The following is a 14,096-nucleotide window of genomic DNA, read 5'->3' on the forward strand; positions in this document are numbered from 1 at the left end:
GACACAATGAGTGCGCTGTATTTCGTGTCGATCATTGCACAACCACTTTTTTTTATTATCATGGGTTATCTTGATGAAGTGGGTAAGTTATCTAAAATAGAGATTGCCTTTAAGATTAAATCCATTTTAATGATAATGATATTATGGAATGTAGTTTTCTCCCTGCTGAAAACACAATATATCCAACAGGGATATATTTTACAGAATGGGATATTGTTAAATATGGGGATCATTTATTTGCTTTACCCAATCATTGTCAAAGCGATTAATAACTTAAAGGTGACTGCAGGGGTTTTTATTGGCCTGGTGGCTATTATTGCGCTGTTGGATATATTCAGCCCCTTGGATACCACAGATGACCCACTATTCATATCGAGTTACTCATTTATTTGGATCTGGAGTGGATATTACATCGTTGGGCATGTGTTGGGGGAGGCCCCTGGGCGGCGGTTTACTAAACAGCCTAAGGTGTTGTTGGTAGCCAAATTATTGGTTGTTCCTATCGGCATTTCGATGTTTTTTTATGAGCGCTACTTATCAACGCACACTCTAATCAGTGTAGCCGGTTGGTTTGTGCTGGAGCATTTACATCTGCTGGCCATGAGCCTAGCGCTGTTTGTTCTGTTTGATAATATCGACATAAAAAACAGGCTGATAATCACCATAGTGAAGTTTATCAGCCCGGCAATGGTTGGCGTGTACATTGTGCACTACAGCGTATTTTACTTTATTATAACGCTGTATGATTTCCAAAGTGCCTTACTAAAATTCATATTGCTCATCATAGTTTTCATTGTCTCCGTACTCGTTTCAAGGCTGTTATTGCTAAACCGCTTTACTGCCAGGATTATCACCTTTTGACTCGGTGGCTTTGGGTATATAGCGGATCTTAAAGCCGGTAATCCCCAAGGCCAGCGTAATTAAAGGGGCAGCAATATTGAATACGGCAAAGGGCATATAGGCCATGGTGGAAACGCCCAACACTGCGGCCATATAAGCCCCACAGGAGTTCCATGGAATAAGCGGGGAGGTGACTATCCCTGCATCAGAAACAATACGTGAGAGGTTTTCCGGTGCTAAGCGTCGTTTGGCAAATTCAGCCTGGAATAACCGAGTCGGCAAAAGCAATGCAATATATTGATCACCTGCGGTAATATTAAGCCCAATTGCGGTGGCAACCACCGATGTAAATAGACGACCAACCGTTCTGGCACGTAACAGCAGTGGGGTAACCAGTTTATTTAGCAGACCAAAGTCATCTACCATAATGCCGAATGTCACCGCACCAATAATCAACCAGATGGTGAGCAACATACTGTCCATACCACCACGGGAAAGTAGGGCATCAATCTGCATCATTCCGGAGTTTTCTTGAAATCCATTCGCCATCGCCACCCAAACGGCCTTAATAGCTAATAGTGGTGCAGCGGTATCGGGTTCGGCAATAAATCTTTCAATAACTTGCGGCTGCATAAAAGAAGTCATCACCCCCGCCAGTAAGGCAGACGACATGATGGCTAATGATGCAGGGACTTTATATACCGAGAGTATCAACAGTAATACCAGCGGCAACAGATTCCACGGGGTGATATTAAATAGTTCACTGAACCGCATCAGCTCATTATCAGTGACCGTGGCATCAAAAGCGCCAATCGGGTCCAGCCCCAAGAGAATAAAGGCACACAGGGCGAGAAACGCGGCAGGAATGGTGGTCCAAAGTTGTGCACGGATATGTTTATAGAGTTCGACGCCATTTAATTGCGCTGCCAGTACCGTCGTTTCAGACAACGGTGAAATTTTATCTCCTACATAAGCGCCGGAGACCACGGCACCGGCGGTGATTTCAGGGGATATCCCCAACATAGTGGCTAAACCAACCAAGCCTACCCCTAATGTTCCTGCAGTGGTCCAGGAACTACCGATACTTATAGAGACGCCGACACAAACCAGAAAAGCGATGGGGTAAAACCAGTTGGGGCTAATCATGATAATGCCGTAATACACCATGGTGGGAATAGTGCCAGACATATTCCAAGTACCAATCAGTGCACCGACAGAAAAGAGAATAAAAATGGTCCCTGAAACTGTTGATATTCCTTTACGTCCAGATTCAGCAAGTTCCTCCCACGAATGACCATTCTTCAAGATAATCATTGAGGCAATCATGGAGCTGAGAATGATCGCCACCTGTAACGGGCCGTTAACCGCGTCAAGACCAAACAAAGCCACAGAAGCACCCACCAACACAATCAGTGTGACAATGGGCAGGATGGCATCCAGGTAACTGGGCGCTTTGATCGGGCGAGGGGCTTTAGTCTTAATGCTCATATGTACTCCACAGACGGTTAAAACGAGAGGAATGCCTGAATTTCACGTCAAGAAACTGCGATAGCTGTGGCAGTTAGTTACTGCGATAAGTATAGCTCGCTGTACTATATCGCGATGATTATTTTAATAATTAGCGACAGCCCAAGTTTACTGCTATAGCGCGGTTTGGCGGCATAACCAGCAACAGTGAACACAGTGATTAAACGGCTGGGAATAGGGAATGCAGACACGGAAAATGCTTTCCAGAGACTATTACTCAGTTGCGTTAGGTAGGCTATCCCGAATTTATAAACATTGAATTTATCGACATAGAATTTATGAACATTGATTTATAAACACGGCTATCACAACCCGATATTATGCCCCTGAAAACGTTGTTTTATTCCCCTGAAGTTGCAGCAAATCGGCCAAGGTGACAGGGCGTGAGGTCACCAATTTGGTACTATAAAACAGTAGCAGTTCGGCGGTGGCGACGGCATCGAGCAGTGCATCGTGCGCGGGATAATCCGGTAATCCAGCTTTTTGACGTAATACGGATAAACGAAAGTCACCGCTGAGTTCCCGTTGGTGACGATAACGACGTTTTTCCATCTGCAGCGTGTCTAACCAAAGTAGCGGTGGCGGCGGTAAACCAAACCGGCTGGCAATATAGGCCTCAATAAAACGCCGCTCGACCATGCTACCGTGTGCCAGCATGACCTGCCCAGCCATGTTGGCCAACAGGGCTTCCATTAAAAGGTCGAGAGGTTGACCGGTAGCTAACAGCTCAGGCAGTAGTTGGTTAATCACGGCGGTCTCGGCATTGATCGACCGAGGATCATTAACGTAGCTATGATCGGCACTGCTGAGGGCGATCCCGCCGTCGTTGAGTGCTACCGTCCCGATACTCAGAATATGATGAAGATAAGGATCTAGCCCGGTGGTTTCAAAATCGAGCGCCAGGATGGGCAGTTGTGCCAGTGAGCAGCTGGCACTAGGTAGGGGGGAGAGCAACAGATCTTTGAGTACCTTGGGGAGCACCGGATGTTGCGCCAGATAATGGGCACGGGCACGCTCAAGTTTCGACAACGGCGCAAAGTAGCGAAAAACGGCCAGCATGATCAGTTACTCCTTAATAAAACGTAATTTAGCGAAGTCTTGCAGATCCCCAATAATACGGAACGCATCCTTTAAGTGTTTACGTTCAAAGCTGCCAAATTGATCCGGACGGATCAGGTTATTCGGCTGCAAACCTTGCTTTAACGCATTAAGTTGATGCAAATAACGGATACGCAGCACAAAACGATAAGCGCCGATAATATTCTTATAACTCTCTTCCGATAGAACCTGATGCTGATGGGCGTAGAGAAAGCGCTCTTCAGTGCCAGTTTGGGTACAACCGGCAGCCATGCCGTAAATGCGCGCCAGATCGATAATCAACGTTAAGGCATAACGCTTGATATTCAGTACCGGCGTATCGTGCCCATTTTTTTCCAACACCAGATTTTTGAAGATCCCCAGTGGTGGCTGAGTAGCAATGGAATCACGAGTTAGCGCACGCAAGAACACCGGGTGCTGAGCAATTAGGCTATACAGATGCTGTTGCAATTGATTACAGAGCTCCTTGTTACCATGTAGCGCGCGTAACTCAAGAAACACACTGGCATTCAATAGTTTATCGTATTCGGGATTGGTCACCCATTTATGATAGTAGGCTTGCCAGATACGCAGCGGCTGACACCATTTATGCACCGAGGCCATATAATTGCCCGAACAGAGTGGGTAGCCACAACTGTCTAATCCCTCTACAACTAATTTTGCCAGTTGCAAAAAATAGTGGCGATCTTGCTCCGTGGCCTCATCCGCCATAATGATGGCATTGTCTTGGTCCGAGAACATATGGACTTCGTTCCGCGCCTGTGAACCCGCCGTCAGCCAGACATAATCACAGGGTGGAGGCCCGTATAACGTTTCCCCCATCTGCAACAACCGATGACAATACGCATCCATGATCAGTGCCATCACTTGGCCAATGTTCTCGCCTGGCACATTTCCTTCTACTAAGGCTTCAAAAATAGCCTGGCGTTCCACAGTGAGTGCGCTGAGGGCTTCAATACTTTCGCAATATTTAATTTTTTCAATCAGGAAGATGGCTTGTACGCGGTGGTTATGAACCAGATGCGAAGTAGTCAACAAACCCAGTACCTGATGGTCTCGAACTATTGGCAACCCACGAATATTGTGCTGCATCATTAACGATGCCGCTTTCAGTACCAAATCATCAGGATGAATGGTCACTGGGTTCGGGGTCATCACTTCACGGATAGGGCGTGTAATATCGAACCCTTCGGCAATCACCCGTTTGGTCATGTCACGATCGGTGATTAGGCCAACCAGCTCTCCTGCGGCCATCACGACCGCCGTGGAAGAGCGGCAATTCAGACGCATTTCCCGTGCGACTTGCTGGATGGACATATTTTCATCCACCACTGCAATCTTGCCGCTATGGATTTCACTGACACGGCGCATGAAGAGCCCTTTGTCGTTATCCGACCAAACCACATTCAGTGCGGATTGCAAACGCTCTCGTGCTTGGGCCGCGAACAGGTTGGCATACTGCGGGTGTTCATGCAGTAACTGCTTGAGCTTGCTATGGGGGATTTGGTACAGCAAAGTGTCATCAATAGCCGTGACGTTGTAACAATCAGCAGGGTTGCCCGGCGTACTGGCAAGAAAGGTAAAACCAAACAAGTCATCAGGCCCGAGCTTTGCACGCAACACGCCGTTGGACATACGCTGCTCTAACGCACCAGTACGCACAATGTAGAGATAACGCTCCTGCGCATCAATATCAAAGGGCAAGCTTTCTCCTTGCCCAAGATAACTGATACGCACGGTTTGGGCGATTCCCTGTTGTAATTGGGCTGGCAACTGATCGAATGGATCGATACGTGCGATAAAATCAATGATATTGGGCAGTAGGGTCTGAGACATGTTAGCAACCTGTTGGATGTGGTTTCAGGCTGTGATGACAACCTGAATGCTGCTCGACTAGGGGTTTTCTTTAACCAGTGATGGCGTGCTCCGCTGAGTGCGGTACATTTTCAAAATAGTGTAGCTGTTGATAACCAGGAATGAGCCTTCGAGCAAAATGCCACCAATGGAACCGGCCCAAATATTATGTGTCACCCAACAGATCGTACTGGCCAGCATGCACAGGCGCAGCGCCAGCCCATCCAAGCGAAATAGTGCATAAGTGCTCAGGGTGGTACCAATCACGGTGAGCCATTGGATTGGATGATTGATCTGTGGAATCACCAGCCCCCAAGCCAAGACAATGAATAGCAGCATCACCAGTGTGGTGCGGTAATAACCTGAGATCCAGGTGCGCACGGCACATAACAAACAATTGATGGCGGCGACGGTTGCGCCCAGCATCAGAAAATGAACCGCCAGCAGGGCACCGTTAAGGGTAAGATGCAACCGCAGTTTGCTATCTTGCCGTTGTAAGAAGGCGGTGATACCGATAGCACAGGCTAATAGCCCAAGGAGTTGTGCCAGCCAATGTGTATCAAAAGACATTATCAGTTTCCCTGTGTGTAATTGGCAACAAAGGCGCCATCCGGCGCCTTAGGTCTATCGAGGCGCTCACCAAGCCGCCTTGTAGAGTATCCATTTTATTAGTGAGAATTCAGTGCCGCTTTACGGCGATCTTCTGCACCCGCACTGCGCTTTAATAGATAACCAATCAGCAAGATGGAGCCCGCACAGGCGGCGTACAGCGCACGTCCCCACAGCGGGTTAGGCAGCAACACCATCAACATTAAACCCGCGCCCATCATCAGGGTGATATGCCCCAACTTGTTACGCTGCATACGGTCAAAGGTATCTTGTTCATCATCAGCGATGACCGGTGTTTCTATATCTTTAAAGAAATCCTGAATGCGCTGACTTTCTGCCACAGTGAAACTCTCAGGCTTATAAAATAGGGTTGTCGCCCAGAAAAAACCACCTGTGAGGAATAAATGAGCAGCAACAGTGATAGTGGTGGTGAGTTCAGAGATTTCACGCTTGGTCAGAGTGACACCAAACTGGTCAGCCAACCATTGTGCAGTAAAGACATTCATCACCAGCCACGAGACAAACATCCCGAAGCACACGGTACCCCATGCAGCCCATTTAGGCGTTTTACGAATAAACATGCCAAAAAACAACGGGACTAAAATTGGCGACTGGAGCAGGGTGGCAACACGCATCATCAGTTCAAACAGGCTCAGCCCTTTAAGTTGAGCAAACAATTGAGCAACCAAGATGACTAATATGCCATTGATCAACGTCACCAACTGACTAATGCGCAAAGTTTTCGCTTCACTCATTGGTTTGTTACGGCAAACAATAGGTGCCCAGAAGCTGCGGACAAAAATACCCGCATTACGGCACAAGGCAGAGTCCATGGAAGACATGGTCGCTGCAAACAGCCCGGCAACCAGCAGACCGACGACACCCAGAGGCATATAACGTTCTGCAAACACCAGATACACCGCATCGCTTGCTTTATTGCCCAATTCAGCGTGCGCTGCTGCCGCATCAGGGACCAGGACCGCCATCGACCAAGGTGGAATAAACCAAATTATCGAACCAAAAATCATCAGGGCCATCGCTAATAGCGCTGCTTTTCTGGCGTTATTAGAATCTTTGGCATTCAAGAAGCGGTAAGAGTCCTGCATGTTATTGATGCTTTGCAGTTGCTTGACCAAGAAGAACAGGAAAGAACCAACCAACAACAGGCCGTAGTTCATATCTGGCCCCATCACAAAGTTGGTTGGGAATTTCTCAATAATTTCAGTTGGCCCACCGACAACAACCAGCGCAACCACCGCACAGGCAACAGAAACTACCGCCACAACCAGTGTTTGCACAAAGTCACTGGCGACCACGCCCCATGCGCCACTAAGCATCGAAATCAACAGTACTGAGATGCCGGTAACCCAGATGGTGGTATCCATATCGTAGCCAAATACCGCACCGACAAAAATAGCCAACCCGTTCAGCCAGACACCGCCGTTGAGGATACTCAGCGGAATGATGGCCCAGGTAAAGAATTGTTCATTCCCTTTGCCGAAACGACGATCAATCGCTTCGGTAGGGGTATCCACGCGCATTTGGCGGAAACGTTGGCTGAACCACCAGTAAGAGACAATATAGGCAAAGATATTGCCGAGAAAGACAAAGGTGACTGCGAAACCATCAGTAAACGCTTTGCCCGCAGCGCCGGTAAAGGTCCACGCGGAAAATTGCGTCATAAAGGCGGTAGCACCGACCATCCACCATAACATCCGACCACCGCCCCGGAAGTAGTCACTGGCGGAGTTACTCGCCATTTTTTTGAAGGCGAGACTGATGAAAATCATCAGCAAGAAGTAGCCTCCAAGGACCAAGATATCAATATTCATAGCGTCTAACGCCCCTATTTAATTAAAAGTATTCCATTCTCGGGCCACAGAAAAAGATAAAATGAACCGATGTTTTAAAAATATTTGCACACTTTACATCTTTTAGGAACGTTGTTTCAATTTCTTATCGATCTAGATCACAAAATTTAGGTGAGAATGACTAGTTTTTTTCGTTATTGAGGGGGTAGTCCCAAATTTATGAAGCATGGGTTTAATTAGGTTTATTTCTCACCGTGCTGACTCTATCCTTTTGAAAACATGAAGCCTTGTAGGCAATAGGGTGAGCGGAGAGGGTGGTATGCAACATCATGAACGGTTACAGCGGGTGCGCGCTTTACGCAGTCATCAGTTTGCAGCGCAAGTGGTGGAGCGTCTCAAGGCTGATAATCAACAGGTTCTGACACACAGCGTATTGGTGCCCAACCATTCTAAAGCCACATGGAATCTCTACTACTTTTGTCCTGATCACGGTGTGCGTCTTGATTGGCGTTGGGACTCGCCAGAAATACATCGCTGCCCGGTGGATGGGGCGTTATTTACCGGGGAACCCTATGATGGTGGGTGGTGGCGCGGTCTGAATGGCTTGAATGCCAAAGCGTGCCATGAATTGGCGTTACTGTGGTTGCTGACCGATAACGTTATTTACTTACAAAAAGTACGTGAGTTGTTGCAGGGATATGCGGAACAATACCCTGATTATCAGGAGCATGGGGTTATACCTTACAATGGGCCTGGGAAAGCGAACGCACAAACACTGTGTGAAGCCAACTGCCATCTGGATTTCGCTCAGGGTTATGACTACATTCGTACCGCACTGTCTGCCGAAGAACAGCAAACCATTGAACAGCGTTTACTCCGTGAAGGGGCAGAGTTTTTAATGGCGCACCGTGGCGAACAACTGCATAACCATGAGGTTAAGATCGGGGCCACCATCGGTATTATCGGGTTTATTTTACAGGACTCGCGTTATCTTGAGTTTGCGCTAGCAGGGAAGTATGGCTTGAAAGGGCAGTTACAGCGCGGTGTCCTGGCTGAAGGCCTCTGGTTCGAAGGGTCGATCCATTATCACTACTACGCGTTGCAGGCATTTTTGCAGTTCGAAAAGTGGGCTTGTGATACCCCTTACTCGCTGGCTGCGGAACCGAATCTTGCCAAGATGCTCGCTTTCCCCTTGAGGGTACTGGATAGCAGTGGCCGTTTTCCGCGCATCAATGATTGCATCGCCGGGCAGGAGTGGTTAACACATAACCATCTGTATGAGTTTGCTTACCGCCAATATCGGGAGCCGGCTTATGCGCAGGCACTGCAGACCATCTATCGCCAGAAACCACGAAATGATCTTGATGCATTACTTTATGGCTGTGAACCATTGCCCGCCGCTGATGATCAACCGCTAGCGGCCGAAGTGCATGCCCCTGTGGCGGGGTTGACCTTATACCGTGACCTGCAACATGGGCACCAGTTATTGGTGAAGCACAGCCCCTATGGTGGTGAACACGATCACTATGATCGTTTATCGATCTCACTGATGCGGGCGGGTGTTGATCTGTTGCCTGATCTTGGCACTACTGGCTATGGTGCTGAACTGCATTATGGTTATTACAAAAACTCCTCTACGCATAACACATTAGTGATCGACCAAAGTAATCAGCCGCCCGCTATCCCGCAATTGCTATCACGGCAGGGGGGCGATGGCTTTAATTTGTTAGATGTGAAAGTGGATTGGAGTCAACCTTATCCGGGGCTTGATAGCTATACCCGTGTTCAGTGGGATCAACAGGCCTATCAAGATGTCGTCTTCCGGCGCATTCTGCTGTGGCTGGATCAAGCGGCAGTGGAAATCGATCTGGTTCACAACCCGCATCAGCGCCAGATGGATCTGGTTTGGCTGGTCCGTGGGGAGTTGGCGCGGCCAGAAGCTATTTGGCAACCATTAGATAACCCGATCACCACCGGAGCATTGGCACGCATACATCACTGCATGGGGTTACCGTTAGCCGCTAAGCCTACACCAAGTGAAAGGTTACACTACAACGTGAATGCCGCCGCACCATTCCGCCAGTGGATCTTCGGTGAGGGTGAGCTCCTGAGCGGGCGCGCACCGGATAACCCTGCCACCCAGGATCTTTCCTGCCTGCTGTTACGTAGCCGCGCAATTCAGGGGCGGACGTTGATGCTACATGACTTATCAGTGAATCGGCCGATAGAGGAAGTTAATGTAGAATGGCAACATAATACACTGAGCTTGACTTGGATGCGTGACGGTGTCACAAAATCACTGGTGTTGGAGATTACCGAAACCCAATCACATGCTGGTTGGTGTTAAGGGGAATAGAAGGGTGCGTATGGCCGTTTATAGTAGAAAATTAGCCGTTTTAACTTTTTCGTTTCTTATCGTATTAACTGCTTATCCAGTTTCTGGATCTGAAATAACCAATGTTACATTGAGCGATAATCCGGTAGCCCAACCCATTCGGAATTGTGCTATTCCTCTCAGAAAACTCTTAGCAAGTTCTAACCAGGCTATGGTTGCCAGTGAACATCCACGTCCAGAAGATCTGGGGTTCCTGATTGAACACCATGATGACCGCAAAGGGCTCGAATTTATTCAAATCATTAATGAACATCAACGAAAAACCGATTCATCACCCAATGCAGGCCATTATGGATGGGTAATTTACGATCCAAAAACAGGTGAATTATTGGATGAGAGTCTCGATGAGGGCCACCCAGTAAAATTGAAGATTGATAAAACAGCAGCTCAGGAATATCAATCATGCCGCGCTGCTGATGAACAATGTTATCAGGCCATTCAAAATATGGGCGATGATCCCACTGCGGGATTTTATCCTAATGCTTTCGAGGTGGCTGGCGATTCCAGCGAACGATATGTGAAGATTGCTGAAAATCGTCAACCCTTTTATTGGGCCCCCAACAAAAACTGTGCCGTGAAAGCATTTCTGGTTAATCGAGACAAGGTGCTGGCGTTATCCTGGGGGCAGAACAATGGTTTTGTATGGACTCGCTATATACATCCAGCAACGCAGCAAATGACTGAAGGATGGCTACCGCAAGAGGTTTTGCAAACAAAACAACAACGATGTGATGATGTTCGGCAGGAGTCTGCCGTGGGTCCCACCTCTGTTGGAGAGTTTACTACACGAGAGGTCGCCAATAATCAGCAGCGGCTCTATTTCTACGATGCGCCTGACCCGATTTGCCTCGGTGAAGAAAAGTCATTTATTGTCGATGGTGATAAAGTGCAGGTATTGAACGAGCCAGTTTTTGCTGGCTATGTCTTGGTTCGCTATACCCATCCGGTGACGCATGATGTGACGGAAGGATGGGTACCAGTGAGTGGATTGAAGTAAACATAACAATTGATGTCGAATGGCAACCCAATGCACTGTTCTTGACTTGGAGGTGCGTGACGGTGTCACAAAATCACTGGTACTGGAGATTACCGAAACCCAATAACATGCTGGTTGGTGTTAACCTGCCTGATTAAATTCTTGCAATGATAACAAAACCATTTGGAGCAACAGATGTTTTCGGTGGATATTATCTGAGTAGCCAAAAATTGATTGTGTCGGGTTGGCTAACTGAATATTCACTTATATTTTGAGGTGCACATGTTTACTGATTTACAAGGACGACGCGTCTTGATCACCGGATCCAGTGCGGGTATCGGGTTGGCGGCAGCTAAAGCCTTTGCTGCGCAAGGCGCATCAGTGGGGATCTGTGGGGCGCGTGATGCTAAAGAAGGTGCAAGTCTGCTGGCAGAATTCAAGACATTGGGTGCTAACGTCGCCTATTTCCAAGCTGATTTGACCCAATCCTCTGAGTGCTCCCGTTTGGTTGAAGCCTTCGTCAACCATTTCGGTGGCATAGATGTACTGATCAACAACACCGGTGGCTTGGGCGGCCGTCAGGGCTTGGAGAATATCGACGATGCTTTTTTTGATCATGTGATGGACCTCAATGGTCGCTCAGCTTTAATGATGACCAAATATGCCATCCCGCATTTGCGCCATAGCGTAAAAACCCATGGACAGACGGCCTCGGTGATCAGTACAGGGTCGATTGTCGGTCATGAGGGCGGGGGGATGGGAACATCACTCTATGCCGCTTCCAAGGCTTGGTTGCACAATATGAATCGTAGCTGGGTCAAAGAATTCACTCAGGACGGGATTCGCTTCAATATTATTTCCCCAGGTGTGATCGATACTGCTTTTCACGCTGATAAGAGCGATGAGTTTAGAGCGCGCATCGCAGAAAATATCCCGATGAAACGCTTTGGGCACAGTGATGAAGTGGCTCCGGCATTCCTGTTCTTTGCTTCCCACACCTGCAGTAGCTACATCACCGGCCAAATCCTTGATATTAATGGCGGGCAAATAATGCCTTAAAGGTTTTAGCAAACGATGGGTTAAGTTAATGCAACTGGCTGTCGCGGTGGCAGCCAGTAGAAGTGGGGAATAGCGGGGGATTCGTACTATTAATATTTTGAGCCTACAAGTACAAAAAACGGATATTTTAATTTGATAAGGAGAATAAGGAAGTGTCGAATAACAACTTTACGAACATAGTCTCCGTTCTTCACGTGAATGATTTCGACGGAGCCGTTGAATGGTATGCCAAATGGCTTGGGCGCAAGCCAGATGTTACACCTGATGAGGGAATCGCCGAATGGCAACTGGCAGAAAATGCCTGGATTCAAGTTTCAGTTGCTCCTGACCTAAGCCTTGCAGGTAAATCATTTGTAGTTTGCGGTGTCCGCGATATCGAAGTACAAAGGGCCGTTTGTCAAGACGCTGGTGTTACCGCTAGCGAAACGCAGGACCTAGGATTCGTAAAGCTTGCGCAAGTCTGCGATCCAGCCGGAAACACCGTGATGTTCGTCCAAGAAATGTAGATTCTGGCTTTTTAAGGGGGTTCTATGTCTTCTTCACAACTACCGATCATCACATGGCCCGATTTTTTGCTTGAAGCACCTTATTTTATTCAGGCAATAACCGAAGCAATTTATGATGGCGATACTGAGTTACCTGAATTGCCACCATTACCGCGCGCCTTGGTATATTGGAATATTATCGATGGCGAGGTGACTAATGGTGGTGTCAGCCAATATTTTTATAATCAGGCTGATTACCTTCCCGGTTTTGAGCAGGTACCAGAATTTTTGGCTGCTCACCCTTTGTTAAAACAATATCTGCATTTTGCTGAGCGTGTCTATGCGGCCTGGGCAGAAGTGGCTCCTGTGGTGCGCCAGGCTCGCTCGAGTGATGAGGGGCCGGAGGCTTTTTTTAAACACTATGCCGAGAAATTTGATGCACTAGAAACTGAATTCTATGCAGTGAATCAACATGTTAGTTGCGCTCTCAACCAGCATATTTTGCAGTGCCCCCAGGATTATATCAATATCGCACCTCTATCTGAGGTACCAGACAAGGGAGTGGCATGGGTAGCTTGCCGTGGCAAGGGTTATCGCGGGCAGTTGCGCTTCAGTGATGGTTTCCCCGTGGGGCCTAATGTGTTTGAGCGGGGTAAGGAGGGGAAATGCGATGTGGTCTGGTTTACACCTGACCGGCAATTGCTATTGGTAGAGCGTAACAATAGGTCAAACGAGAGTAGCAATCGGAAATGGATCCATTATCCCAGCACCAGTAGTGGTGAGATGCGTTTCAAAAATGGCTCCTTAAACTCGCAGAAAACCAGCAGGGCGCTCTGGGAAAGCTATGGCCTAGAGGAGGAGTACTCTGATGAGGGGCTAGTTAAATCCTCTATTCTGCGAACCACCACCGAAGTTCTACTTCGTGAGAGTTACTACTCAGACGGAAAACTTTTGCAACGTATTGAGATACACGAGGATGGGGATCATCGGCACAGTTATTGGCGTAATGGTCGGCTAAATACCCATAGTATCCGCAAAAATGGGAGCGATATTGATCGTTATATCGGCTGCTGGAATGAAGACGGTGATTCTCTGGCCCTAGATGGCAATGGCCAATTATACGAGATCTTGGGCGATGATATCTGGCGTGAAGGACATTTACAAAATGGGTATCTTAAAGGCAAAGTGACTTGGTATGAATCTGGAAAGCCGATAAGAGATCTAGTGATTGTGTAGTGTTAAGCGTGAGTCGGGTAACACCATATACATGCTGTTTTTGTATGATGTTGCCCGATAATGTCTCTGAGCAAAAAAGCCATAAACCTTGGGGATGGTAAGCCCGAAGCGTATGGTGAGGGAAGTGTATGACTAGCAGGGTTCACAGGGCAGTTATCTACTAAGTAGCCCGATATTCAATTTAACATAATATACATTATGCGCAC

11 protein-coding genes are annotated in these 14,096 nt (G+C 47.8%); 6 read left to right on the plus strand and 5 right to left on the minus strand.

The annotated features are described in order from the left end of the window. Positions 1–861, plus strand: an 861-nt coding sequence (locus IO95_RS06080; protein WP_235186738.1) for an acyltransferase family protein, incomplete at its 5' end; no start/stop codon positions are given. Here IO95_RS06080 and IO95_RS06085 read toward each other — a convergent pair. From IO95_RS06085 to IO95_RS06105, 5 genes are all read right to left on the minus strand, one after another. Continuing rightward, positions 826–2,328, minus strand: a complete 1,503-nt coding sequence (locus IO95_RS06085; protein ID WP_023491849.1) for a Na+/H+ antiporter NhaC family protein — start codon at positions 2,326–2,328, stop codon at positions 826–828. The two genes, IO95_RS06080 and IO95_RS06085, sit on opposite strands and share 36 nt — an antisense overlap. Positions 2,329–2,685: 357 nt before the next feature. Further along, positions 2,686–3,426, minus strand: a complete 741-nt coding sequence (locus IO95_RS06090; protein WP_023491850.1) for an exonuclease domain-containing protein — start codon at positions 3,424–3,426, stop codon at positions 2,686–2,688. 6 nt (positions 3,427–3,432) lie between these two features. Continuing rightward, positions 3,433–5,301: a DUF294 nucleotidyltransferase-like domain-containing protein gene (locus tag IO95_RS06095; RefSeq protein WP_023491851.1), complete on the minus strand. Its 1,869-nt coding sequence runs from the start codon at positions 5,299–5,301 to the stop codon at positions 3,433–3,435. 57 nt (positions 5,302–5,358) lie between these two features. Further along, positions 5,359–5,889, minus strand: coding sequence for a YgjV family protein (locus IO95_RS06100; protein WP_023491853.1), 531 nt, complete (start codon positions 5,887–5,889; stop codon positions 5,359–5,361). A gap of 98 nt (positions 5,890–5,987) precedes the next feature. Further along, positions 5,988–7,760, minus strand: a complete 1,773-nt coding sequence (locus IO95_RS06105; protein WP_023491854.1) for a sodium:solute symporter — start codon at positions 7,758–7,760, stop codon at positions 5,988–5,990. A gap of 298 nt (positions 7,761–8,058) precedes the next feature. Here IO95_RS06105 and IO95_RS06110 point away from each other — a divergent pair, with 298 nt between their 5' ends. The 5 genes from IO95_RS06110 (at position 8,059) to IO95_RS06130 (ending at position 13,890) form a co-directional block, all read left to right on the plus strand. Beyond that, on the plus strand, positions 8,059–10,086 hold the full coding sequence (locus IO95_RS06110) for a heparinase II/III family protein (RefSeq protein ID WP_023491855.1): 2,028 nt from the start codon (positions 8,059–8,061) through the stop codon (positions 10,084–10,086). Positions 10,087–10,105: 19 nt separating this feature from the next. After that, positions 10,106–11,131, plus strand: coding sequence for a hypothetical protein (locus tag IO95_RS06115; protein ID WP_023491856.1), 1,026 nt, complete (start codon positions 10,106–10,108; stop codon positions 11,129–11,131). A 261-nt stretch (positions 11,132–11,392) separates the two neighbouring features. Further along, the gene (locus IO95_RS06120; RefSeq protein WP_023491857.1) at positions 11,393–12,169 is read left to right on the plus strand and encodes an SDR family NAD(P)-dependent oxidoreductase; all 777 of its coding nucleotides are present in this window, start codon (positions 11,393–11,395) and stop codon (positions 12,167–12,169) included. Positions 12,170–12,321: 152 nt separating this feature from the next. Beyond that, on the plus strand, positions 12,322–12,675 hold the full coding sequence (locus tag IO95_RS06125) for a VOC family protein (protein ID WP_023491859.1): 354 nt from the start codon (positions 12,322–12,324) through the stop codon (positions 12,673–12,675). A gap of 24 nt (positions 12,676–12,699) precedes the next feature. Further along, entirely contained in the window at positions 12,700–13,890 is a 1,191-nt protein-coding gene (locus IO95_RS06130; protein WP_037384326.1) for a DUF4375 domain-containing protein, read from the plus strand. Positions 13,891–14,096: the final 206 nt, after the last annotated feature.

The sequence above is a fragment of the Serratia sp. DD3 genome (assembly GCF_000496755.2).